Annotated in this window: 18 protein-coding genes; 9 read left to right on the top strand and 9 right to left on the bottom strand. The window is 34.6% G+C overall.

Features of this window, described 5'->3' with window-relative positions; genetic code table 11:
• Positions 1–78 precede the first annotated feature (78 nt).
• The 3 genes from rocD (at position 79) to ACRASX_RS11375 (ending at position 2,406) form a co-directional block, all read left to right on the top strand.
• Entirely contained in the window at positions 79–1,332 is a 1,254-nt protein-coding gene (rocD, locus tag ACRASX_RS11365; RefSeq protein ID WP_432221309.1) for an ornithine--oxo-acid transaminase, read from the top strand.
• Between the two features lie 215 nt (positions 1,333–1,547).
• Complete coding sequence (locus tag ACRASX_RS11370) at positions 1,548–2,117, top strand: molybdenum cofactor guanylyltransferase (protein ID WP_066308228.1); 570 nt, start codon at positions 1,548–1,550, stop codon at positions 2,115–2,117.
• A gap of 70 nt (positions 2,118–2,187) precedes the next feature.
• The gene (locus ACRASX_RS11375) at positions 2,188–2,406 is read left to right on the top strand and encodes a hypothetical protein (RefSeq protein ID WP_066308225.1); all 219 of its coding nucleotides are present in this window, start codon (positions 2,188–2,190) and stop codon (positions 2,404–2,406) included.
• A 128-nt stretch (positions 2,407–2,534) separates the two neighbouring features.
• Here ACRASX_RS11375 and ACRASX_RS11380 read toward each other — a convergent pair whose 3' ends face one another.
• On the bottom strand, positions 2,535–3,122 hold the full coding sequence (locus tag ACRASX_RS11380; protein ID WP_432223086.1) for a DUF4202 domain-containing protein: 588 nt from the start codon (positions 3,120–3,122) through the stop codon (positions 2,535–2,537).
• Positions 3,123–3,406: 284 nt separating this feature from the next.
• On the opposite strand from ACRASX_RS11380, the gene ACRASX_RS11385 reads away from it, so the two are divergent.
• A complete protein-coding gene (locus ACRASX_RS11385) occupies positions 3,407–4,192 on the top strand; it encodes an META domain-containing protein (protein WP_432221310.1) in 786 nt (261 codons plus the stop codon).
• Positions 4,193–4,241: 49 nt separating this feature from the next.
• Here ACRASX_RS11385 and ACRASX_RS11390 read toward each other — a convergent pair whose 3' ends face one another.
• Genes ACRASX_RS11390 through ACRASX_RS11400 form a run of 3 tightly spaced genes read right to left on the bottom strand, consistent with a single transcriptional unit; the run spans position 4,242 to position 6,178 of the window.
• Positions 4,242–4,886, bottom strand: a complete 645-nt coding sequence (locus tag ACRASX_RS11390; protein WP_432221311.1) for an endonuclease III domain-containing protein — start codon at positions 4,884–4,886, stop codon at positions 4,242–4,244.
• 2 nt (positions 4,887–4,888) lie between these two features.
• On the bottom strand, positions 4,889–5,278 hold the full coding sequence (gene msrB, locus ACRASX_RS11395) for a peptide-methionine (R)-S-oxide reductase MsrB (protein WP_066308217.1): 390 nt from the start codon (positions 5,276–5,278) through the stop codon (positions 4,889–4,891).
• A gap of 30 nt (positions 5,279–5,308) precedes the next feature.
• Positions 5,309–6,178, bottom strand: a complete 870-nt coding sequence (locus ACRASX_RS11400) for an alpha/beta hydrolase (protein WP_432221312.1) — start codon at positions 6,176–6,178, stop codon at positions 5,309–5,311.
• A 139-nt stretch (positions 6,179–6,317) separates the two neighbouring features.
• Here ACRASX_RS11400 and ACRASX_RS11405 point away from each other — a divergent pair, with 139 nt between their 5' ends.
• The 5 genes from ACRASX_RS11405 (at position 6,318) to ACRASX_RS11425 (ending at position 14,531) form a co-directional block, all read left to right on the top strand.
• Positions 6,318–7,742, top strand: a complete 1,425-nt coding sequence (locus tag ACRASX_RS11405; protein ID WP_432221313.1) for a glycogen synthase — start codon at positions 6,318–6,320, stop codon at positions 7,740–7,742.
• Complete coding sequence (locus tag ACRASX_RS11410) at positions 7,732–9,012, top strand: glucose-1-phosphate adenylyltransferase (protein WP_432221314.1); 1,281 nt, start codon at positions 7,732–7,734, stop codon at positions 9,010–9,012. The genes ACRASX_RS11405 and ACRASX_RS11410 overlap by 11 nt, the downstream gene beginning before the upstream one ends.
• Positions 9,013–9,053: 41 nt before the next feature.
• The gene (gene glgB / locus ACRASX_RS11415; protein ID WP_432221315.1) at positions 9,054–10,961 is read left to right on the top strand and encodes a 1,4-alpha-glucan branching protein GlgB; all 1,908 of its coding nucleotides are present in this window, start codon (positions 9,054–9,056) and stop codon (positions 10,959–10,961) included.
• Positions 10,962–11,159: 198 nt separating this feature from the next.
• Positions 11,160–13,553 carry a glycoside hydrolase family 31 protein gene (locus ACRASX_RS11420; RefSeq protein ID WP_066308208.1) on the top strand — a complete coding sequence of 798 codons (2,394 nt, stop codon included), beginning with the start codon at positions 11,160–11,162 and terminating at the stop codon, positions 13,551–13,553.
• Between the two features lie 159 nt (positions 13,554–13,712).
• Positions 13,713–14,531, top strand: coding sequence for a M48 family metallopeptidase (locus ACRASX_RS11425; RefSeq protein WP_066308205.1), 819 nt, complete (start codon positions 13,713–13,715; stop codon positions 14,529–14,531).
• An 80-nt stretch (positions 14,532–14,611) separates the two neighbouring features.
• On the opposite strand, the gene ACRASX_RS11430 is transcribed toward ACRASX_RS11425, so the two are convergent.
• From ACRASX_RS11430 to uvrA, 5 genes are all read right to left on the bottom strand, one after another.
• The gene (locus tag ACRASX_RS11430; protein ID WP_066308204.1) at positions 14,612–17,017 is read right to left on the bottom strand and encodes an alpha-ketoacid dehydrogenase subunit alpha/beta; all 2,406 of its coding nucleotides are present in this window, start codon (positions 17,015–17,017) and stop codon (positions 14,612–14,614) included.
• Between the two features lie 188 nt (positions 17,018–17,205).
• The gene (locus tag ACRASX_RS11435; RefSeq protein WP_432223087.1) at positions 17,206–19,959 is read right to left on the bottom strand and encodes an aminopeptidase; all 2,754 of its coding nucleotides are present in this window, start codon (positions 19,957–19,959) and stop codon (positions 17,206–17,208) included.
• Positions 19,960–20,120: 161 nt separating this feature from the next.
• Complete coding sequence (locus ACRASX_RS11440; RefSeq protein ID WP_066308201.1) at positions 20,121–20,849, bottom strand: TIGR00730 family Rossman fold protein; 729 nt, start codon at positions 20,847–20,849, stop codon at positions 20,121–20,123.
• 51 nt (positions 20,850–20,900) lie between these two features.
• Positions 20,901–21,431 (bottom strand): DUF1003 domain-containing protein, encoded by a 531-nt coding sequence (locus tag ACRASX_RS11445; RefSeq protein ID WP_432221316.1) that lies wholly within the window; start codon positions 21,429–21,431, stop codon positions 20,901–20,903.
• Positions 21,432–21,572: 141 nt separating this feature from the next.
• On the bottom strand, positions 21,573–24,404 hold the full coding sequence (gene uvrA / locus ACRASX_RS11450) for an excinuclease ABC subunit UvrA (RefSeq protein ID WP_432223088.1): 2,832 nt from the start codon (positions 24,402–24,404) through the stop codon (positions 21,573–21,575).
• Positions 24,405–24,431: the final 27 nt, after the last annotated feature.

The following is a 24,431-nucleotide window of genomic DNA, read 5'->3' on the forward strand; positions in this document are numbered from 1 at the left end:
TTTAGTCAAAAATAGTTAAATACAAGGTTAAATTGAAAACATTTTATATTTTTGTTCAAAAGATTAAAAGAAAAAATTATGTCAGAGATTCAAGAAACACTTTCAATACAATCGGAAGCATTAATTACAAAAGAAAATAAATACGGTGCACACAATTACCACCCGTTGCCTGTTGTCCTTAATAAAGGAGAAGGCGTATATGTTTGGGATGTTGATGGAAAAAAATATTACGATTTTCTATCAGCCTACTCAGCAGTAAATCAAGGGCATTGTCATCCAAAAATTATCGATGCAATGCTAAAACAAGCGCAGACGTTAACATTGACTTCGCGTGCATTTTATAATGACCAATTGGGAATTTATGAAGAATTTGTAACTAAATATTTTGGTTTTGATAAGGTTTTGCCAATGAATACTGGTGCAGAAGCAGTTGAAACAGCAATTAAATTATGTAGAAAATGGGCGTATGAAGTAAAAGGAATTGCGGAACACGCCGCTGAAATTATCGTTTGTGAAAACAACTTTCACGGAAGAACGACTACAATTATTTCTTTTTCAAACGATGAAGGCGCGCGTAAAAATTTCGGTCCTTATACTGCAGGTTTTATCAAAATTGAATACGATAATTTAGAAGCGTTAGAAAAAGCGTTAAAAGCATCAAAAAATATTGCTGGTTTTCTAGTTGAGCCAATTCAAGGTGAAGCGGGCGTTTATGTTCCTTCTGACGGATATTTGGCAAAAGCAAAAGAGTTATGTGCCGCGCACAATGTTTTGTTTATTGCAGATGAAGTGCAAACTGGGATCGCTCGTACCGGTAAATTATTGGCAGTGCACCATGAAAACGTGCAACCAGACATTTTAATTCTTGGAAAAGCAATTTCTGGAGGAGTGTATCCTATTTCTGCAGTTTTGGCAAATGACTCAATTATGAACGTGATTAAACCAGGACAGCACGGTTCTACTTTTGGAGGAAACCCGGTCGCAGCAGCAGTTGCTATTGCCGCTCTTGAGGTGGTAAAAGACGAGAATTTAGCGGAGAACGCAGAACGTTTGGGAATCATTTTAAGAAAAGGTTTGAATGATATTGCAGCTAAAAATTCATTAATTACGTTGGTTCGTGGTAAAGGTTTATTAAATGCAATTGTAATTGACTGTAATGAAGATTCTGATTTAGCTTGGGACATTTGTCTGAAATTTAGAGATAATGGCTTGCTAGCTAAACCAACACATGGAAATAAAATTCGTTTGGCGCCGCCTTTGGTAATTACAGAAGCGCAAATCCACGAATGCTTGGAGATCATAGAAAAATCGTTAGAAGCATTCCGTTCTTAGTGATTTAAAAGTATTTTTTAAAAAGGTCGTCTGTAATAGACGGCCTTTTTTTGTTTACATAAATTATTATATTGTCCTTATTATAAGTGATTTATACTTTTTATTTTTCGTAAATTTAAAGTTCTTAAGATTTCAAAACTTTAAATTACGCGATAATGCAGTAATTGGTAACGGGACATCTGAACTAATTATTAGATAATTATAAAATTAATGTGATGAAAGAAGTAACTATTTTTATTTTGTGTGGTACTAAAAACACAAGATTGTGCTGCGAAAAAGGCTTGGTATTATTTCAAGGAAAACCTTTTATTGAGCGCATCATAGATATAGTTTTGCCCATTTCTTCTAATATTATATTGGTTACAAATGATACTGAATATGATTATTTGAAGTATAAAAAAATAATTGATCCTGAAAAAGAAAAAGGAACATTAGGCAGTATTTTTACCGCTTTACAATACAGTAATACCAAATATAATTTAATTTTAAGTTTAGACATTCCACTAATTTCTACCGAATTACTAATGGAATTGATTGATAAGCATGATGAAGCGGCGGAGATTACAATTTTGTCATCTAAAAGTAGAATGCTTCCGTTAATCGGAATATATTCTAAAAAAATAGCTCCTTTGCTACAGCAAGCGATTGCAAAGAATGAATTAAAATTAAAAAACTTTATTACTACAGTACCACATCAAATAATAACTTTTGATGAATCTACAGAAAATCAGGGAATCAATGTCATTTCGGTCGATGAGCTGGATCAATTGCCAAATCGGATGTAAAAGACATTTGTTATTTAAACGTTAATTTGGGGAGCTATACATTTTAATACTGTCTTTAAAAATATAGATTATGGTAAAATTTTGGATAATTTCAATTGTTATATATATCATTTCAACCTACTTGTTGTCTAAGTTTACTTTAAAAGCAAATAGGAGAGAAGTTGGTGAGCGAATTTGGAGATTTGGTAGCGGAAGATCTACGTATTGGCGTATTCTTACTCTATGTAGTTTTGGAATAACAGTGGTAGTAATGCTTGTTTTGCATTGGATCGGAATTGTTATTACTTAAATCGCATAAAGGACTTCTATTTTTTTCTTATAAAATCGATCTGACTTTAAGTTTAGAGATTTATAAGCATTCTAATACAACGCGAATCAGTTCAAAACGTAAAAGCATTAAAAAAATGCTATTTACTTTTATATAGTGAGTAGTGCGCTTTTTATTAAGTCTAAATTTTCTTTACTATAACTAATTTTTAAGGCCGCATCATGACCATTTTTAGACATTTTTGCCCAAGTTTTGATAATGATGTTTTTCATTTTTTCATCATCATGTTTAACCGCAAAATCTTCAAGATAAAATTCTAAAAACACCAAACAAATTACATCTTCTAACAGCTGTGTTTCAAGATCTTTTTTAAGTGATTTTTTTTCTATTAAAAAACAAACACGGTTAATGAAATCTTCAGGGTAACCAACTTTGCTTAATATTTGGGCTGCAGTCGTAGCGTGGAATTTTTTTAATTCTTCGCGCCATTTTAAATATCCCACACGATCCATTGGATACAATTTACGTTCAATTTTCCATCTACAAATGTGTTGCGCTTTAGATGCAATTTGAACTTCTTCGGAAGCTTGCGGTGCAAACTGCATTAAACGAGCATACATGCGGTCTGAGTATACTAATTCTTTTGGATGTTTTTTTTCGTCAACAATTTCATAATTAGGATCTTGTGCATTTGCTGCGTCAATATATTCAGAAGCTTTTAAAAAAAGTGTATGTATCATCAGAAGTAGTTATAGCTTCAAATATAAGATAATATATTTTAACGTATCTCGTTTTAATCTGCCGTCACGAAAGTGAATTTGTACGTACGTTTATCATTTTTTTTTTTAAAGAAACTATAACAATCTTTTAAAGTTTAACTATTGAGGTTTCGATGCTTATGCGTTGTAAAGTTCGTATGGTCTAAAATCATTTTACTCATTTATAGTAAATTTGTAAAAGCATCGAAATCGTGGCATTACTATTGTCAACTGTTTGTTCTTAATTCTAAACGTATACTCTTATGAAAACAGTTTTATATGCATTAATTTTTCCTTTAGTTATGCTGAGTTGCAAATCGACGAAGATAAGTAAGGATGCAGAATCTAGTAAAGAAACAGTTATGAATACCAACAATGATGCTGCTTATTCAAGCTTTTTTAAAGCAAGTGGAAATGAACCTTTCTGGAATATTGAAATGGGGCGTGATAAAATTATTTTTAAATCATTGATTCCTGATTTCGAAGATGTAGCGTTTGAATACTCAGATCCAATTATGGCAATGGATGCCAATGTAAAAACGTACCGTCTAAAAAATAATCAGACTACATTAAATATTACCATTATTCAAGGAAAATGCTCCGATTCTATGGCTGACAAAGTTTCGCCTTATACAGTTAAAGCGGAAATAAAAAGAAATGATGCGTTATCGTTTCAAATTTTGGAAGGATGTGGCGCTTACTCGACCGATTATCGTTTGCATGATATTTGGTCATTGGAGTCGTTAAATGGAGATAAAGTTACGAGTGAAAATTTTGAGCTACAAAAACCATATATCGAAATTAATTCGGTCGAAAATACTTTTATGGGCTACGCGGGTTGTAACAACATAAACGGTTCTGTTTTCTCTGAAAATAAAGTACTACGCTTTACAGATGTGCTCTCGACACTAAAGATGTGTTTGCCTAACAATCAAGAATCGAAGTTTCTGCAATTGCTACAAAGCACCACAACCTATAAAATAGAAAATAATAGATTGACGTTGTCTAATGCTTCGGGTGCAGAAGTAGTGTTTAGAAAAGTAGATTAATTTATGCTTTTAAACAGTGTCTAAAAGCTTTTATTATCAAACGCATGAACTACAGTTGATGCGTTTGATAATACAAACACTCTTTTTTAAGCAGACATTCTTCGCATTTTGGTTTAGGTCGACAAGTTTCTCTTCCTAAAAAAGAAATTGCCATACCTATGGTATTCCAAATTGATTTTGGAAGAGCTTCCATTAATAATTTTTCCGCTTTTACTCCATCTTTAGTTTCAGGAATAATTCCGATTCTAGGTGCTACTCGAATTACATGTAAATCTGCAATTATTCCTTCAGCAGGTTTATGCGATTCGTGCAGAATAACATTTGCCGATTTTCTACCAATTCCTTTTAATTTCACCAAATCATTTAAATTCATCGGAATTGCATCATCTTTCTCAATGGTTTGTGCGGTGTCAAGCAACCACTTCGCCTTATTTCCAAAATTACGAACCGTAGCAATATGCGGAATAATTGCTTCTACGCTAGAAACAGAAAGACTTTCCATATTCGGAAAAGCGGCAAATAGTTCAGGTGCAATTTTATTAATGTTCGCATCAGAATCTTGTGCTGATAGAACTACCATAACCAACATTTGATAGGTGTTTTGGTACTCTAAAGGGTGTTTTCGTCCCTTATACTTTTGTAAAATAGGTTGTAATTTGGTTTCCCAATCTATAGTCTCGTCAAATAAATTCATTTTTATTCTTTAAAATCAATCGATAAAGAATTCACACAATATCGTTGTCCCGTTTCACTTGGTCCATCGTCAAAAACGTGACCTAAATGACTGCCGCAATTGGCACAAACTATTTCGGTACGTTTCATTCCGTACGTTACATCAGTTAAATATTCAACTTTGCCAGGAATAGATTCATCAAAAGATGGCCAACCACAATGTGCATCAAATTTAGCTTTACTTTCGAATAAAGCTTCTCCGCAAGCGCCACAAGCGTAGGTTCCATTTTCATAATGAAGATTATATTGTCCAGTATGTGGTCTTTCCGTTCCTTTCTGACGCAGAACGTGAAAGCGATCATCACCGAGTTGCTCTTTCCATTCTTGATCTGACTTTTCTATATTGTATTTCATAATTGTAGTTTTAATTTAACTAAAATAAAGTTAGTTATTATTTTCGATAAATTCTAAAGTAGAAGTTATTACCGCTTCGTCACCCAAAATTTTGCGATGTCCTAAACCATTGGTAATTAATAATTTTCCGTTTTTTAGATTCTTATAGATATTTTTACCGGCTTTTACCGAAACCTCGGGATCATCTGTATCGTGTATGACTAAAACTGGAATTTCGATTTTTTGTGCCGCACGATATGCTGAATAATCGTCCATTTTGTCATGTAATCTACTTTCAAAATAGGTACAAAGTTTACTACTGTAAATAGGATCGATTTTTAATTTTGCAACAAAATCATCTAAAATATCTTGAACGATGTCACCACTTCCGATGAGTACAGCACTTTTAACTTGTAGACCAGCACTAATTGCATTGGCAACAGACATTCCACCTAACGAATGGCCAATTGCGGCCTCAAACGGGCCAAAATTTTTCTCTAGCGCTAAGATAGAAGCAATAAAGTCGAGCATCATAGTTGCATTTCCTGGAGATTTTCCGTGCGCTGGAGCATCGAAACTTATTGTTTCATATCCCTTTTTGCATAGCGCATCAGCAATTTTAAATAATTGTGTACCGCGACCTGACCAACCGTGCATAAGCAATATTTTTTTGTCACTTTTACCGTATTGATAGACATTGATTTCTTTTTGAATCGAAGGAACCTTAAATTTTGTTTGAACACTTTGGGCATCCATTTGCAGTTCTCGTTTCGGAATTTTATGTTTTATGGGAGATGTAAATAATTTCGCAGCAAATTTCGTCATCAATTTAGGAGATACATTCGATAAAAATTTGCTCGTTAGTAAAATAGCTTGCGGAATTTTTAAAGATTGCTTAGGATTGAGTGCTTTTTTTGGCATTTTAATAATATTTTTTTGACGAATAATTTGTGGTATTTTTTTCCTAATTTTAGGAAACATAAAAGTAGTACAATTAGCAAACACAATACATTTTTTTACATTTTATTATAATTGGTTGTGTGTTCAATCTTAATTACCCATGAAAATAATACATATTAGTGCCGAATGTTATCCGATGGCAAAAGTTGGCGGCTTGGCCGATGTTGTTGGAGCATTACCAAAATACCAGCAAAAAGCGGGACATCAAGCGTCGGTTATCTTACCAGCCTATGCAACTTCTATTATCCAAGAAAATAGCTTTACCGAAGTTTATACAAGCACGGTAGTATTAGGAGATTTAAAGTACCCGTTTTCTGTCGTTAAAGAAACTACAGGAAAGTTAGGATACGATTTGTATCTATTACAAATTGATGAGTTGTTTCATCGTAATACAATTTATGGATATGACGATGATACCGAACGGTTTTTAAGCTTTCAAATCGCTGCGCTAGATTGGTTAATTACTTTAAAGGAGCTGCCAACGGTAATCAATTGTCACGATCATCATTCGGGTCTTATTCCGTTTATGATGCACTTTTCTTTTAAATATAAAAAATTAAGAAAGATTGCCTCTGTCATTACGATACACAACGGTTTGTATCAAGGGCAATTTGCATTAAATAAAATGCATTACATTCCGCAATTTGATAGTGTTTATGAGAATGTTTTAGAATGGGATAATTGCATAAACTCTTTGGCAGTCGCGGTTAAATGTGCCAATGCAGTTACGACCGTTTCTCCTTCGTATTTAGATGAAATAAACAAGTATGCTAACGGTCTAGAGTCGCTATTTCGATCAGTCCAAAGCAAATCAAAAGGAATCTTAAACGGAATTGATACAGAACTATGGAATCCAGCGACGGATACTATGATTGCCAAAAATTACGATTCAACTTCTTTCATAAAAGGGAAGCAAGCAAATAAAGACGCACTTTGCGAAAGATTTAATCTCGACAAAACAAAACCGTTATTTAGTTTTATAGGAAGGTTGTTTGAGGAGAAAGGTGGCGATTTACTCCCACAAGTTATTGCTTTGGCAATGAAAGAGAATAATCGAGAATTAAACATATTAATTTTAGGTTCTGGACGAAAAGACATCGAACAACAACTTAAAGATTTGGTAACTCCTTACGCTGGTAATTACAATACATTTATCGGGTACGATGAGAATTTGGCGCATTTGGTGTATGCTAGTTCTGATTTTTTAATTATGCCGTCTCGAGTAGAACCTTGCGGATTGAATCAAATGTATTCATTACGATACGGTGCGGTACCAATTGTGAGAAGAACTGGCGGACTAAAGGATACAATTACAGATTTTGGCGATAACGGTAATGGAATATGCCATGAGCAAGCTTCGGTTACAGATATTTGTCATTCCATAGATAGAGCAATTAAACTGTACAACCGTACAACTGATTTTGAAAAAATAAGAATAAAGGGAATGCAAACCGACCATTCGTGGGAGCGCGTTTGCGAAGAATATATAAAAACATACCAAACAATTTTAGAAAATGAAAACTAAGAAGAAAAAAGTTATCGCGATTATATTAGGAGGCGGACAAGGATCTCGTTTGTTTCCGCTTACAGAAACACGTTCGAAACCCGCGGTTCCCATTGGTGGAAAATACCGTTTGGTAGATATTCCCATTTCCAATTGCCTGAACTCTAATATTTATAAGATATTTGTGCTAACGCAGTTCAATTCAGCTTCGCTTAATGCACATATCAAGAATACCTTTAACTTTAGCATGTTTAGCGAATCATTTGTAGATATTCTGGCAGCCGAACAAACGCCCGACAATCCGACTTGGTTTCAAGGTACTGCCGATGCAGTTAGGCAATGCATGTCGCATTTTGTAAAACATGATTTCGACCATGCACTGATTTTATCGGGAGATCAATTGTATCAAATGGATTTTAACGAAATGTTAGAAGCACATATTGCTAATGATGCTGATATTTCTATTGCGACTTTGCCGGTAAATGCTAAAGATGCTCCCGAATTTGGAATTTTAAAAACAAACAGTGAGAATATTATTGAAGCTTTTATCGAAAAACCAGCTGCTTCGCTTTTGCCAGAATGGGAGTCGGAGGTAAGTACAGAAATGTTTTCGCAAGGTAAAAAATACTTGGCTTCGATGGGAATTTATATTTTCAATCGACAATTATTGCAAGAAATAATGGCCGATCAAGGAACCAAGGATTTTGGTAAAGAAATTATTCCGCAAGCTGTTGATAAACATAAAATTCTGAGCTATCAATATGAAGGGTATTGGACCGATATTGGAAATATTGATTCTTTCTTTGAAGCAAACATTGGTTTAACCGATGATATACCGCAATTCAATTTGTTTGACAACGACAATAAAATTTTTACTCGTCCGCGTTTACTGCCGCCTTCTAAATTTAGAAATTCTTTAATCAGTCAATCTTTAATTTCTGATGGAAGTATTATCAATGCTCGCGAAATTAAGAAGTCTATAATAGGCATTAGAGCTCGAATAGGAGAAGGAACGATTATCGAAAACTGCTATGTAATGGGTAACGATTTTTACCAAGACATTGAGGAAATCAATAGCGATAATGCTCAAAATATTCCGTTGGTCGGCATTGGCTCTAATTGTATGATAAAAAACGCACTGATAGACAAAGATGTTCGTATCGGAAATAATGTGTACATCAACGGAGGTAAGCATTTACAAGATGCTACAACAGATTTATACAGCATTAAAGACGGAATCGTAGTGGTTAAAAAAGGAGTATTGCTACCAGATAATTTTAAAATTGAATAAACAATCGGAACGTTGTAAAACGATTTTCTTAAAAACCTCTTATGAACAAAGTTAGCACTTATTCTCTTTTTAGTGATTTTGATATCCAATTATTCAAAGCAGGAAAACACTATCGACTGTACGAAAAATTAGGTGCGCACCTAGTTGAGGTTGATGGTCAAGAGGGCGTTTATTTTTCCGTTTGGGCACCTTCTGCAAAATCGGTTTCGGTGATAGGTGATTTTAATTATTGGACGTCAGATAAACATAAATTGAATGTTCGTTGGGATTCTTCGGGTATTTGGGAAGGTTTTATTCCAAATGTAAATAAAGGATCACTTTATAAATTTAGTATTGAATCTACTGCAGGCTTGCAGACCGAAAAAGCAGATCCTTTTGCTTTTTTTTGTCAAAAACCATCGCAAACGGCATCGATTGTTTGGAGTTTAGAAAATCAATGGAATGATTCAAACTGGATGCACAACAGAAAATTGCACAATGATTTGGACAAGCCTTATTCTGTTTATGAAGTTCATCTGGGTTCATGGAAGAGGCATGGTTCTGAAAATCGATTTTTGACTTATATTGAGTTTGCAGAAGATTTAGTTGCTTATGTTTCCAAAATGGGCTTCACTCACGTAGAGTTTATGCCAGTGATGGAGTTTCCTTATGATCCCTCGTGGGGCTATCAACTTGTTGGATATTTTGCACCAACTTCTCGTTTCGGACAACCGCAAGGTTTTATGTTTTTGGTAGATAAGCTGCATCAAGCAGGAATTGGAGTAATCTTAGACTGGGTTCCATCTCATTTTCCTGAAGATCCGCACGGTTTAGGCTTTTTTGATGGTTCTAATTTATACGAGCACCCAGATAAACGCAAAGGCTATCATCCGGATTGGAAAAGTTTAATTTTTAATTATGGACGAAATGAAGTTCGTTCCTTTCTAATTAGTAATGCGTTGTTTTGGTTGCAGCATTATCATATTGATGGATTGAGAGTAGATGCGGTTGCCTCAATGTTGTATTTGGATTATTCTAGAAACGAAGGAGAGTGGGAACCCAATATTTATGGAGGAAGAGAGAATTTAGACACCATTAGTTTTTTAAAAGAATTTAATGAAGCGGTGTACGCTAATTTTGAAGGAGTTCAAACTATTGCCGAAGAAAGTACTTCGTATCCAATGGTTTCTCATCCAACATTTTCGGGTGGTTTGGGTTTTGGAATGAAATGGATGATGGGTTGGATGCACGACACTTTAAATTATTTTCAAAAAGAAACCGTATACCGAAAGTATCATCAAGATGATTTGACTTTTTCGATGCAATATGTGTTTTCCGAAAATTTTATGCTTCCCTTATCACACGATGAGGTTGTGTATGGTAAAAAATCGATCTTGAACAGGATGCCAGGTGACGAGTGGCAAAAATTTGCCAATCTGCGTTTGCTGTATGGTTATATGTTTGCACATCCCGGAGCCAAGTTATTGTTTATGGGAGACGAGTTTGCCCAAAGTAACGAATGGAATTTTGAACAAAGTTTAGACTGGCATGTATTGGAAAATGGATACCATAAAGGAATTCAGAAAGCAATTATGGATTTAAATTCTTTATATAAAAAGCAACCAGCTTTATACGAAAAGCAATTTGAAGCGGGAGGTTTTGAATGGATTAATTACGGTGATCATGACAATGCAGTACTTTCGTTTATGCGTCATGGAAATAATTTAGATGATAGCTTAATTATCATCTGTAATTTTACCGAAGTGGTTCGATACGACTACAGAATTGGAGTTAGTAAAGAGCTTCAATTAAAAGAAATTTTCAACACCGATTTAGAAATCTATGGAGGAAGCAATATTCAAAATGCATCTACAATAAATCCAGATTCTATTCCATACCATGATCGGAATTTTTCGGTTGCAGTTACTTTACCACCTTTGAGTATCATTGTTTTAAAAGCAAAACAGTAAAAATAATGCGGACGTAATTCCGCATTATTTCTTCGAAATCACACAAATTCTTAGTGTTGTCCGATTATAATTAAGTAAAATATTAAAAATTTAGTATATACATCGTTTTCGTCGATTTATATTGATTTTACTAATGTTATGCTTGCTTTTTCGTAAGTTTGGAAGACCACAAGCAAGTTTAATTTAAAAGATGTTAAGATGATTACAAATACAGAATTAGAATATAAAGGAGATTTATTTCCTTCAAAAATAACTTCTTTTAAATATGAAGTGGACTCGGTTTCTTTTCATACTGATAATAAAGTAATTTTAAAAGTAACCGTTTTAAGAGATAGTTTACTTCGGTTTAGATTTACTACTAAAGGATATTTTAGCAATGATTTTTCGTATGCAATTGATGATACACAAACTCACGGTTACAACCATTTGACGGTAACGGAAGAGCTAGAATATTACGAAATATTGACCAGTAAAGTAAAATGTCAAATACAAAAAGTAGATCTTCGATTTGTAATATATGATTTAAATGATAAAGTGATTCTTCAAGACGAACTTGGTTTTCATTGGGAAGAAAATTATGAGTTTGGCGGAAACATTGTTAAGACTAGTAAGTTGTCACAAGATGGCGAATCTTATTATGGTTTAGGAGATAAAGCGACACACATGAATTTGAAAGGCAAGCGATTGGAAAATTTTGCTACCGATCAATATGCCTATCAAAAAGACCAAGAGCCGCTTTACAAAGTAGTTCCTTTTTATATTGGTTTACACGATAAACAAGCGTACGGAATTTTCTTTGATAATACTTTTAGAACTTTTTTTGATTTTTGTCACGAGCGCCGAAACATCTCTAGTTTTTGGGCAGAAGGAGGAGAAATGAATTATTATTTTATCTACGGTCCCGAAATAAAAGATGTCGTAACCACTTATACCCACTTAACCGGAAAGCCAGAATTACCACCCCTTTGGGCTTTGGGTTACCACCAATGCAAGTGGAGTTATTATCCTGAAAGTAAAGTAAAAGAAGTTGCAGCAAAGTTTAGAGAACTTAAAATTCCGTGTGATGCTATTTATTTAGATATCGATTATATGGATGGGTTTCGTTGTTTTACATGGAATAAAGAGCATTTTCCAGATCCTAAAAAAATGGTCGCAGAGCTAGCGGAAGATGGTTTTAAAACAGTTGTAATTATTGATCCGGGAATTAAAATAGACGAAAATTACTGGGTATATAATGAAGCTTTGGAAAAAGACTATTTCTGTAAAAGAGCCGATGGTCCTTATATGAAAGGTAAAGTTTGGCCTGGTGAATGCAACTTTCCTGATTATACAAATCCAGAAGTCCGCGAGTGGTGGGCGGGATTATTTAAAGAATTAATTTCGGATATTGGTGTAAAAGGGGTGTGGAACGACATGAACGAGCCTGCCGTTATGGAGGTGCCCAATAAAACATTTCCAATGGATGTGCGTCACAGTTATGATGGCAATCATTGCAGCCATCGCAAAGCACACAATATTTACGGTACGCAAATGGCGCGAGCTACATATCACGGTGTAAAAAGGTTCTCGTATCCAAAGCGTCCTTTTATTATAACACGTTCTGCTTACTCTGGTGCGCAGCGCTATACTTCGTCATGGACGGGAGATAACGTAGCGACTTGGGAACATTTGTGGATTGCTAATATTCAGGTGCAGCGCTTGTGTTTGTCAGGAATGAGTTTTACAGGTTCTGACATTGGTGGTTTCGCCGAACAACCAACTGGCGAATTATACGCACGTTGGATTCAGTTGGGTGTTTTTCATCCTTTTTGCCGTACGCATTCCTCGGGAGATCACGGCAACCAGGAACCCTGGGCATTTGACGATGAGGTAATTGCTATTACACGAAAATTTGTCAATTTACGATACCAATTATTACCGTATTTGTACACTATGTTTTGGCAGTACATTGAAGAAGGAATACCAATGCTAAAACCTTTAGTTTATTATGATCAGGACGATATTCAGACACATTATCGAAATGATGAATTTATCTTTGGAAATCAAATGCTCGTTTGTCCTATTTTAGAACCTAATGCTGTTGGTCGTCGCATGTATGTTCCGCGTGGTACCTGGTATAACTATTGGACCAATGAAGTAGTTAGTGGCGGTAAAGAAATTTGGATTGATACCAAACTAGATGAAATTCCTATTTTTGTAAAAGCAGGGGCAATTATTCCAAAATATCCTGTGCAACAATATGTAGGTGAAATCGATTTTGACGAATTAACTTTAGATCTATATTATTTCGAAGGAAAAGAAAAATCGGTAGTATATGAAGATGCACACGATGGGTACGATCATCGCAAAGGCCGCTTCAGTTTTTTATCTTTTCGAGCTACAGGAAGATCCAATGATCTTATTATTCAGTTGCATAAAGAGGGGAAATTTGAAACACCATACGAGAAGTATCGAATCAATTTAATTGGTTTGCCTTTTAAAGTTAAATCAATTGAAATAGATAATGTGGTTACAAATTTTGATGCAAGTACCTTCGAAAATATTTTAATAGTTAATAAAGAGTTTAATTCAGTTCATATTATCGGAGAATAATTATTAATTTTGACTTCAATAATCGGTGTGATGTAGTTAAATAAGTGTGCAATTGTTTACTAAAATCAAGACTAGGTTCAAACCGAAGTTTAAGTTTTAGGCTTTATTTCTAATTTAGATTAAGTACACAGCAGCGATTAAAACAATAAAAATTAATATATGAAAAATACACTAAAATTTTTAGCAATAGGAGCTGGTGCTCTAATTGTATCTTGTGCAACAAATCCGTTTTCGGGTAAAAGTACATTGGCATTAGTGCCAGACAGTCAAATTTTCCCATCTTCTTTTCAGGAGTATAATAAATTTTTGACAGAGCACAAAGTGATTACAGGAACTACAGATGCCAAGCGTGTTGAAAATGTGGGTATGAAGATTAAAGCAGCTTCAGAAAAATGGTTGAATGCCAATGGATACAAAGGCTATTTGAATGGATACCAATGGGAATATAAGTTGATTGATAGCAAAGAAATAAACGCTTGGTGTATGCCAGGGGGTAAAATTGCTTTCTATTCTGGAATTATGCCAGTGTGTAAAGACGATGCCGGAATGGCAACAGTTATGGGGCATGAGGTAGCACACGCACTTGCGAATCACGGTCAACAACGAATGAGTGCGGCACAATTGCAACAAATAGGTGGTGGCGTTTTGGATGCGGCAACTAGTGGAAAATCTGAAAGTACAAGAGCTATTTTTGCACAAGCATATGGAATTGGTACTGAAGTAGGTGGAATGTTACCCTTTAATCGTAGTAATGAAAGTGAAGCTGACAAAATTGGTTTGACATTAATGGCAATTGCAGGATACAATCCGGAGGAGTCAATTGCATTTTGGCAAAGAATGTCTGCATCTAATACTGCAGGTGCTCCACCAGAATTTATGAGTACACACCCTTCAGATGCGACTCGTATTGCTAATTTGAAAAAATTAATTCCAGGTGCAAAAGCAGAAGCAGCAAAATACGGTGTAATCTTTAAATAGATAGATTTGATTTTATAAAAAAAGAGAGCGAATTCTAGATAGAATTCGCTCTCTTTTTTTATAAGATGTTCTGATCTTTATTAATAAATACTTGGATATTTATCAGGATTTACTTCATGCATCATTGCATGTACTTTTTCATAAATATCTTCTGACGATGGTTTGGAGAAATAATCACCATCTGTTCCATAGGCTGGACGATGTGCTTTTGCCGTCAATGTTTGTGGCTTACTATCCAAATGATGGTACCCGTCTTGGTTTTCAATAATCTGTTGTAAAATATAAGCAGAAGCTCCACCAGGAACATCTTCGTCAATAATCAACAAGCGATTTGTTTTCGCAATACTTTTTACAATATCATGACTCACATCAAAAGGCAATAAAGACTGCACATCAATCACTTCACAGGTGATACCAATTTCCATTAATTCTTCAGCAGCTTGTTCTACTAATCGTAGTGTCGAACCATAAGAAACCAAAGTAATGTCTTTTCCTACTCTTAAAGTTTCTACCACTCCAATCGGAGTTTTAAATTCTCCATAATTAGTAGGAGCAACTTCTTTCAAACGGTACCCATTTAAACATTCTATTACTAAAGCAGGCTCATCACATTCTAATAAAGTATTATAAAAACCTGCTGCCTGGGTCATGTTTCTTGGTACTAAAACGTGAATTCCTCTTATGGCATTGATAATCATTCCCATTGGAGAACCCGAATGCCAAATCCCTTCTAATCGGTGCCCACGAGTTCTTATAATTAACGGCGCTTTTTGTTTACCAACGGTGCGATATTGCAAAGTCGCTAAATCATCACTCATGATTTGAATAGCGTATAATAAATAATCTAAATACTGAATTTCAGCAATTGGACGTAGCCCTCTTAAGGCCATTCCAATTCCTTGACCTAAAATAGTTGCTTCGCGAATACCTACATCAGCAACTCTAAGTTCCCCATATTTTTCTTGCATTCCCTCCAAACCTTGGTTTACATCACCAATGTTTCCAGAATCTTCTCCAAAAATTAAAACTTCAGGATATTTAGTAAATAAAGCATCAAAATTATCGCGAATAATAATACGACCATCTACTAAATTATTATCAGTGTTATATTCAGGAAGTACTTTTTCTACCGAAGAAATCGTCCATGCAGATTCTGAGAATAAATTACTACTAAACGTTCCTTGCGTCTTTTTTATGTAAGAAGCAATCCAATCAGAAAGCTCTTTTTTATTCGTTTCCTTAATTAAAAAGCGATGTATTTTGCGCGCTGCTACTAGCATTTCTTTCTTAATCGGTGCTTTTATAGCAGCTAATTTATTAGAATATTCTAAAATTTCTGCCTTTTTAACACTCTGGTCTGCAAGGCGTTCTAAAATACCAACTAATTCTTTTTGATCTTCAATAATTGGATCTATAAATTGACTCCATGCCAATTTTTTAGATTCTATTACCTCTTTTCTCAGTCGATTGTCAATTTCATCTAACTCTTCTGGCGCAGCAATATTGATGGCGATCATCCACAAACGCATCTGACGAATACAGTCAAATTCTTTTTCCCAACCTAAACGATCGGTACTTTTGTAACGTTCGTGTGAGCCAGAAGTTGAATGTCCTTGTGGTTGCGTAAGTTCTTTAACATGAATTAAAACAGGAGTATGATTTTCTCGAGCAATTGTACCTGCTTTTTCATAGGTAGCAATCAGTTCTGCATAATCCCAACCCTTAACTACAAATATTTCATATCCATTCGTTCCTTCTTCTTTCTGATATCCTTTTAAAATTTCAGAAATACTTTCTTTAGTTGTTTGATGTTTGGCGTGAACAGAAATACCATACTCATCATCCCAAACGCTCATTACCATAGGAACTTGCAAAACTCCTGCTGCATTTATGGTTTCAAAAAATAGTCCTTCAGATGTACTGGCATTACCAATAGTTCCCCAGGCTACTTCGTTTCCATTCTTAGAAAAAGTATCTTTATTTTTAACGCCTTCAACGTGTCTGTATATTTTAGAAGCTTGTGCCAGCCCCAACAAACGAGGCATTTGGCCTGCGGTCGGAGAAATATCGGCACTAGAATTTTTTTGTTCCATTAAATTCTTCCAAGAACCATCTTCATTTAAACTGTGCGTTACAAAGTGTCCGCCCATTTGTCGGCCACCCGACATTGGTTCTTCGGCCAAATTTGTATTTCCGTACAAACCAGCAAAAAATTGAACAGGAGTCAATTGGCCAATAGCCATCATAAAAGTCTGGTCACGATAATAACCCGAACGGAAATCGCCATTTTTAAAGGCTTTGGCCAAAGCCAATTGCGGGACTTCTTTTCCATCACCAAAAATTCCAAATTTTGCCTTTCCCGTCAAAACTTCTTTACGCCCAAGCAAACTGCATTCGCGACTGGTCATCGCTAAAATGTAATCGTTTAGAACCTCAGTCTTAAAATCTTCGAAAGTTAGCGTACTATTGGTTTTCTCTTTTATCATAATTGAAGTGAATCTCTATTAAAATGCAAATTTAGCAAAAAACAATGAATTTTTTTAACTTATTCAAATAAATTAAATTTAATTATCCTTATTTATTTTTACAAATTCGATGTAAAAAATACATTATATTTATTTTTTTATCTTTTTATCTTGTTAAAGTATAAAATTATAGAAGAGTTGATGCTTTTTTAAAACCATTTTCTAGTAAATAGATTGGTTAATGTTTTTGGTGAAAACGTAACAACGAATCTAATTTTTTCATTATAATGAGATTCAGAGACCTCCCAGCCTAAATTAGAGTACACAGGAAAATAGAGTTCGAAATAATCAGTAACTAAATTTAATCGAATTCCACTATCGTAAATAAATTTAGGATTTTTGTATTTGTTTTTGATAAATCCAATGTCACTGTAGGCTTCAATCCAATTCCAAATAGAAAAACTGGCATTGATAGTTCCAATCCATTGGTTGGCGTAAGGCGTCTCAAGTTTTGATTTAAAACCACCTTCTGCCATAATGTATTGCTGACTAAAAAGACCCGAATTTTCAGATCTTCCGTAATAACCATAATCAAATAAATAGTCGGTCGGTCGATCAACAGCAAAGCTAAAGTAATCGGTTTTAGTATGATTGTATAAAAATGTACCAGCATACAATCGTAAATTAAGTTGATGGTTGTTTTCAAATAATTTTCGATATTCTATTTCTGTAGCTAATTTTCCAAAATTATGTGAAAGCTGAATTTCTGGAACAAAATTAAAATGGTTTGTAATTTCAGTTTTAGTATTGTAATAGCGTGCATTAAAAATCGAGTAGTTCTGATTTGTATTGTCGGTAAGTAATGCACTTTCTTCCCTTTTTACTATGGTTTGTCGCACTAAAATATGCTGCTTGCGATTGTCTCTCAAATCCCGTTCTCGAATACTAAGCATGATCGAAGGGTTGATTTTTAAGTACGTAGCATCTTCTACATAATGAAAATAAGAGCCACTTATCCAGTATTTGGCATTGTACAAACGACTGTTTCTGTAATTTTGATTGAAAGTTAAGTTTCCTGATCCAGAAATGGTTTGTGCCTTGATGGAATACGCAGGATTTAGGTCGAAGGTGATGGGTTTGTTTAAAATAGTCTTATTGCTCAACCGCAAGCCAGGAGTAAAGCCGTCATAATAATTGTAACCAATAGTAGGAACGTACAAAATCTGAATGTAATTTGGATCTTCCAGATCCTTTAAAAAAGTAAACTTTACTGGTCGGTTGGACAGTTTAAAACCTCGCAACGATTTCCAGTTGTTACGCAAATTATATTCAGGAACTTCATTCTCATAATTCAAAACAATTTTGGTAGCGCCCTTTCTGGCAAAGGTATAAGTAGTATCGGCAGCGTTGGGTTCGAGCCATTTTTTAAATAATATTTCGTTCTTTTTCATACCATAAACTGGAATAGGTACGAAAGTATTTGTTCTATTTTTTATTTTAAAACGTATTGTGTCTTTGGTTTCATTGCGATGTAAATCACTAAACTTATAATCGATTATAGCTCTCGAATCAATAATTGTCGTAAAAAACCAGTCGATATCTTTTGGCGTGTTATCCTTTAAAATCGTTTCAAAATCAATGGCAGAAGTTTGCTTTTTTAAATTTAAATTGTAAAATTGTTTGACACTTTTGGGTACAACTCCTTCAGCTAAATAATCATTAAGATAGGCTAAACTCAATCCTGCTCTATATTTGCTAGCAATTTGTTCGTTAAATTTTATTAAATTATTTTTTGGCGTGCCTAAGGATTGATCTAAATTTTTTCGTGCCATTAACATGTAATAGTAACTGAACTGTTCGTTAAAACTAAGTTTAGATAACTTATATCTCCTCGTTAATTTTAAATGTGACAATTTACCCATCATATTTTGATCAGGATGGTATTGCTCGATATATTGCATTATCAGATAAATCTGTAATCCATCTGCAATCCAACTGTCTTTTCGCTGGTCAACTTGTATAGTTGTTTTAAGATAGTTGTTTAAAAATGTTTTTAAGAAGGTGATTTCGAACACAAACTCTTTGGTAAATGGTCTTAAAAAAGAAGGCAATTGATTTAAACCATAAAACGGATTTCTATCATAATTAACTTGTGAAACAGTGAGATTTTCAAAAGGATATTTTCCTAATTTTTCTTGCGCAAACTGCATAACTTGATCAATAATAATTGCTTTTTGAATGTCACCAACTTGAGTAGTTTTAATATTGGTTAACACTGAGAAAGTAGTATTTGTAAAATTTAAAAAGGAGGTATTTCGTTCGATAAATAAATTAAAACCAAGACGGTTATTACCTTCGAAATTTTGAGTGTAAAAATTAGAGTCTTGAACTTTATCTGCAGTATTTAAATCGGTAGTTAATTGCCAATTATTTGGTACACGAACGGAAACTTCATAATCTGATTTTGCATTTACGGCATCGTCTAAGTTGAGATTGCTGTATGCAACAAACTGTTTGTTTTCGTACCGTGCAGGAGTAAGGAACCAATTTTTTAACGACATACCGCCAATCGAGGTGTAGCCGTAGGAAGTAAATTGATCACTCGGAATTTTTGCTATATAACTCAAATGAATTATCTTTTTCTGATGGGGATATAACGGCTCGTCTAGTTGTAAAGTCAATACATCTGGATGTTTATCTGCTCTTTCAAAATTGATATTTGCGGCATTACTATCCGTTGCTGCTAGTATAATTGTTGCACCTCTTTCTTTGTCGTTTGCCAAATGAAAAGGCCGGTAAAACTCATCGGAAAACCGTTTGGCCAACGGAGTGTTTTTATCTGAATAGGAATTGTTCCAGTCGTTTAAAACGATGTGAGTTAAGGTATCGTTAGTTTCATTGTAGTACGTTAAATCTTGTAATACATGAATTGTTTTGGACTCTAAATTCACCGATAGTGACATTTTAGAGTGGTGTTGCGCCCATTGCTTTGTAGAAACTAGCAATGAGAGAAAAACAAAAGCAATTTTTAGATTTAATTTCAATGAGAATCAATATTTGATGACGAATTAAAAATACTGCTTTTAAAGTAAAAAAGCCGTCCTTTTAGACAGCTTTTTTTAAATTAGAAATTCGGACTTAAATCGTATTTTCTATAGAATTTATCAAGTATTTCAACCACTTCATCTTCGGTGTCTACAATTTTAAACAATTCCATATCCTCTGGACTTGCGTTGTGTTCGGTGTCAATCATAACCGTTTTAATCCAATCCATTAGGCCAGACCAAAAAGAACTTCCAACTAAAATTATTGGAAATTTTCCGATTTTTTTTGTTTGAATTAAAGTAATTGCTTCGAACATTTCATCTAACGTTCCAAAACCTCCTGGCATTACCACAAAACCTTGTGAGTACTTGACAAACATCACTTTTCGAACAAAAAAGTAATCAAAATTCAAGTTTTTATCTTGATCAATATATGGATTAAAATGCTGCTCAAAAGGCAATTCAATATTCAAGCCAACAGAAATTCCGCCACCCAAATGAGCTCCTTTATTTCCAGCTTCCATAATTCCAGGACCACCACCAGTAATCACACCATAACCTGCTTTGCTAATTTTAAAAGCAATTTTCTCTGCTAGTAGGTAATATTTAGTATCCGGTTTGGTTCGTGCTGATCCAAAAATAGACACGCATGGTCCAATTCTACCCATATTTTCGTATCCATTTACGAACTCTGCCATTATTTTAAAAATGGCCCAGCTGTCGTTGGTACGAATCTCATTCCATGTTTTTTGTTTCAAACGATCCTGAAATACTTTTTCTTCGTCGTTGTCAAAATCCTCTAATCTCATACTTTTATATTTTTATTATCGATCTTTTATTTTTACGAATTAAAATTATGATTATAATTTCGCTTCGATTTTTTTTAGAATTTCCATTTGCTTTGCTTGACTTTCAAAAAGAATTTTGATTTGTTCTTGCAGTAATAAATCCACTTTTTGGTCGAGCGATCTAATTTCTAACTCTGCCTTTAGATTTATTAAATAATCGTTTTCGCTTCTTTTACGATCTTTTTCTTCTTGTCTATTTTGACTCATCATAATTATTGGTGCTTGCAGTGCAGCGATACAAGACAAAATCAAGTTCATCAAAATGAAAGGATAAGGATCAAACTCGTCACCTTTAACTGCTGTGACGTTGTAAATAATCCAAATCGTTAAAATGATAAAAAATGAAATTATAAAAGCCCAGCTTCCCCCAAATCTAGCTACTTTATCTGAAACACTTTGTCCTCTTGTCAAAATTTCTTTTGGAGGATTTAAAAGGTTTTGATTGATTAGCTCTTCGTCTTCAAGTGTTTTTTTTACAATTTCCTGAAGCTTAATAATATGCGAGTTTTCGGCATTTAATAAATTTTCAATATCTATATCCATTTATAAACTAGTTAAATTGCATTTAAACTTCTTGAATAAAATTACATGGTATTTATAAAATTGCACGAAGCAGCCTACCTAAATAAAATGCAATTCTAGTTCTTATTGTCAAACCAAAAATAGTAAAAAAATGAGATAAAATTACGACAATTCCTTTTTCAGAAATTGAGCTGTGTAACTTTTTTTAACCTTGGCAACTTGTTCTGGCGTTCCTTTAGCGATCAATTGTCCGCCCGCTTTTCCACCTTCTGGACCAATATCGATAATATAATCTGCCAATTTAATGACATCCATATTATGCTCAATAATCAAAATGGTATTGCCTTTGTTGACCAATGTATTAATGACTTCCATTAAAACCCGAATGTCTTCAAAATGCAATCCTGTGGTAGGTTCATCTAAAATATAAAACGTATTTCCGGTATCTTTTTTAGACAATTCGCCTGCCAATTTAATGCGTTGGGCTTCACCGCCAGAGAGCGTTGTACTTTGTTGACCAAGGGTAATGTAACCCAAACCTACATCCTGAATTGTTTTTACTTTGCGATAAATTTTAGGTATCAGTTCAAAAAACGGAACTGCCTCATCAACGGTCATGTTTAATACATCTGAAATCGATTTTCCTTTGTACCGAATTTCTAAGGTTTCGCGATTGAAACGTTTGCCTTGACACGTTTCGCATTCTACATAAACATCTGGCAAAAAGTTCATCTCGATGGTGCGAACCCCAGATCCTTCGCAGGTTTCGCAACGACCACCTTTGACATTGAAACTAAAACGACCCGCTTTGTAACCGCGAATCATACTTTCAGAAGTCATTGTAAACAAATTTCTTATTTCGGTAAAAACTTCAGTATATGTCGCTGGATTTGAACGCGGCGTTCTTCCAATCGGACTTTGGTCAATGGCAATTACTTTATCAATATGTTCTAAACCTTCAATTTTTTTGTACGGTTTCGGTTTTTTAACACCATTAAAGTAATAGGCGTTCAAAATTGGATATAGCGTTTCATTGATCAACGTCGATTTGCCGCTTCCAGAAACTCCCGTAACGACAATTAATTGACCTAAAGGCAATTCTATAGAAACGTTTTTAAGATTGTTTCCTGTTGCACCTGTTAGTTTTAAAAATTTGCCATTTCCTTCGCGTCTTTTCTCAGGGATTTCAATTTTCATTTCGCCGTTCAAATATTGAGCGGTAATGGTATGTTGTTCTAAAATTTCTTTCGGAGTTCCTTTGCTTATAATTTCGCCACCATATTTTCCTGCTTTCGGCCCAATATCAATTACGTAATCGGCGCGTTCAATCATGTCTTTGTCGTGTTCAACCACAATTACAGAATTGCCTAAATCACGCAATTGCTCCAGAGAATGAATCAATTTCTCGTTATCTCGTTGGTGCAAACCAATACTTGGTTCATCTAAAATATATAAGACACCAACCAATTGGGAACCAATTTGAGTAGCCAACCGTATGCGTTGCGCTTCACCACCCGAAAGTGACTTAGAACTTCGGCTTAAAGCCAAATAATTCAAACCTACATTCATTAGAAAATTCAATCGGTCTTTGATTTCTTTGACGACTTCAGTAGCAATTCGTTTTTGCTTATCGGATAAATGAGCGTCCAATTCTTGAAACCAAACCGTTAAATCAGAAATGTCCATATCGCACAATTCGGCTATATTTTTACCTTCGATTTTAAAAAACAAAGCTTCTTTTTTTAATCTTGAACCGTGGCATTCTGGACATTTTATTTCGTCCATAAATTCTTTTGCCCACCGTTTTATTGCGGTCGATGATTGTTCTTCAAACTGGTTTTTAATAAAGTTCGAAATACCTTCAAAATCAATTTTGTAATCACGTGCTACGCCTAAATCTTTTGAGTTAATCGTAAATTTATCTTTGCCACCGTGCAAAATCATTTGCATGGCTTCCTCTGGAATTACGGATATAGCATCGGTTAACTTAAAACCAAATTTCTCACCAATAATTTCCAATTGTTTGAAAATCCAAGACGATTTATATTCGCCCAAAGGCGCTAGTCCACCAGCTTTTATAGATAATTTTGAATTTGGAATTATTTTTTTTGGATTAATTTCGTTTACAGTTCCCAATCCATTGCAATGTGGACAAGCGCCTTTTGGCGAGTTGAACGAAAATAAATTAGGTTCGGGATTTTGATAAGAGATTCCTGTTGAAGGACACATTAAATTTCTACTGAAATAGCGCACTTCATTGCTGTCTTGATCCAAAACCATCAATACATTCTCTCCATGATGCATGGCGGTATTGATACTTTCAGACAATCTTTTCTGATTGTCGGGCGTTTCATCAATAACCATTCGGTCGACTACAATTTCAATATCATGCGTTTTGTAACGGTCTAATTTCATACCGCCAACCAGGTCTTGAATACCACCATTTACGCGCACCTTCAAGAAACCTTGCTTGGTAATCTGCTGAAATAGCTCCGCATAATGCCCTTTACGAGCTCTAATAACAGGCGCTAAAATATTGATTCGCTTGCCTGTAAAATCAGTCGTTATTAATTCTTTTATTTGTTCATCGCTGTAGCTAACCATTTTTTCGCCAGTGTTGTAACTGTATGCGTCGGCGGCCCTTGCATAAAGCAAGCGCAGGAAATCGTATATTTCTGTAATCGTTCCAACGGTCGAGCGAGGACTTTTACTAGTCGTTTTTTGTTCAATGGCAATCACCGGCGAAAGTCCATCAATTTTATCAACATCTGGACGTTCTAAGCCTCCTAAAAACTGACGTGCGTAAGCAGAGAAAGTTTCTACATAACGGCGTTGTCCTTCGGCATAAATCGTATCAAACGCCAAAGATGACTTTCCCGATCCAGAAAGACCCGTAATTACTACAAGTTTTTCCCTCGGAATGGCAATATCGATATTTTTTAGATTGTGAACTCTCGCGCCAAGAACTTCAATGGTATTGTTTTTTTCTAACATAGTTTGAGCAAAAAGCAAAGTTACCAT

The organism is Flavobacterium sp. TMP13 (assembly GCF_050847115.1).
In the GTDB taxonomy this organism is placed as follows: Bacteria; Bacteroidota; Bacteroidia; order Flavobacteriales; family Flavobacteriaceae; genus Flavobacterium.

Coding starts and splice junctions, on each gene's coding strand:
- rocD (WP_432221309.1), top strand. CDS start 79: ATGTCAGAGATTCAAGAAACACTTTCAATACAATCGGAAGCATTAATT.
- ACRASX_RS11370 (WP_066308228.1), top strand. CDS start 1,548: ATGAAAGAAGTAACTATTTTTATTTTGTGTGGTACTAAAAACACAAGA.
- ACRASX_RS11375 (WP_066308225.1), top strand. CDS start 2,188: ATGGTAAAATTTTGGATAATTTCAATTGTTATATATATCATTTCAACC.
- ACRASX_RS11385 (WP_432221310.1), top strand. CDS start 3,407: ATGAAAACAGTTTTATATGCATTAATTTTTCCTTTAGTTATGCTGAGT.
- ACRASX_RS11390 (WP_432221311.1), bottom strand. CDS start 4,886: ATGAATTTATTTGACGAGACTATAGATTGGGAAACCAAATTACAACCT.
- msrB (WP_066308217.1), bottom strand. CDS start 5,278: ATGAAATACAATATAGAAAAGTCAGATCAAGAATGGAAAGAGCAACTC.
- ACRASX_RS11400 (WP_432221312.1), bottom strand. CDS start 6,178: ATGCCAAAAAAAGCACTCAATCCTAAGCAATCTTTAAAAATTCCGCAA.
- ACRASX_RS11405 (WP_432221313.1), top strand. CDS start 6,318: ATGAAAATAATACATATTAGTGCCGAATGTTATCCGATGGCAAAAGTT.
- ACRASX_RS11410 (WP_432221314.1), top strand. CDS start 7,732: ATGAAAACTAAGAAGAAAAAAGTTATCGCGATTATATTAGGAGGCGGA.
- glgB (WP_432221315.1), top strand. CDS start 9,054: ATGAACAAAGTTAGCACTTATTCTCTTTTTAGTGATTTTGATATCCAA.
- ACRASX_RS11420 (WP_066308208.1), top strand. CDS start 11,160: ATGATTACAAATACAGAATTAGAATATAAAGGAGATTTATTTCCTTCA.
- ACRASX_RS11425 (WP_066308205.1), top strand. CDS start 13,713: ATGAAAAATACACTAAAATTTTTAGCAATAGGAGCTGGTGCTCTAATT.
- ACRASX_RS11430 (WP_066308204.1), bottom strand. CDS start 17,017: ATGATAAAAGAGAAAACCAATAGTACGCTAACTTTCGAAGATTTTAAG.
- ACRASX_RS11435 (WP_432223087.1), bottom strand. CDS start 19,959: ATGTCACTATCGGTGAATTTAGAGTCCAAAACAATTCATGTATTACAA.
- ACRASX_RS11440 (WP_066308201.1), bottom strand. CDS start 20,849: ATGAGATTAGAGGATTTTGACAACGACGAAGAAAAAGTATTTCAGGAT.
- ACRASX_RS11445 (WP_432221316.1), bottom strand. CDS start 21,431: ATGGATATAGATATTGAAAATTTATTAAATGCCGAAAACTCGCATATT.
- uvrA (WP_432223088.1), bottom strand. CDS start 24,404: ATGTTAGAAAAAAACAATACCATTGAAGTTCTTGGCGCGAGAGTTCAC.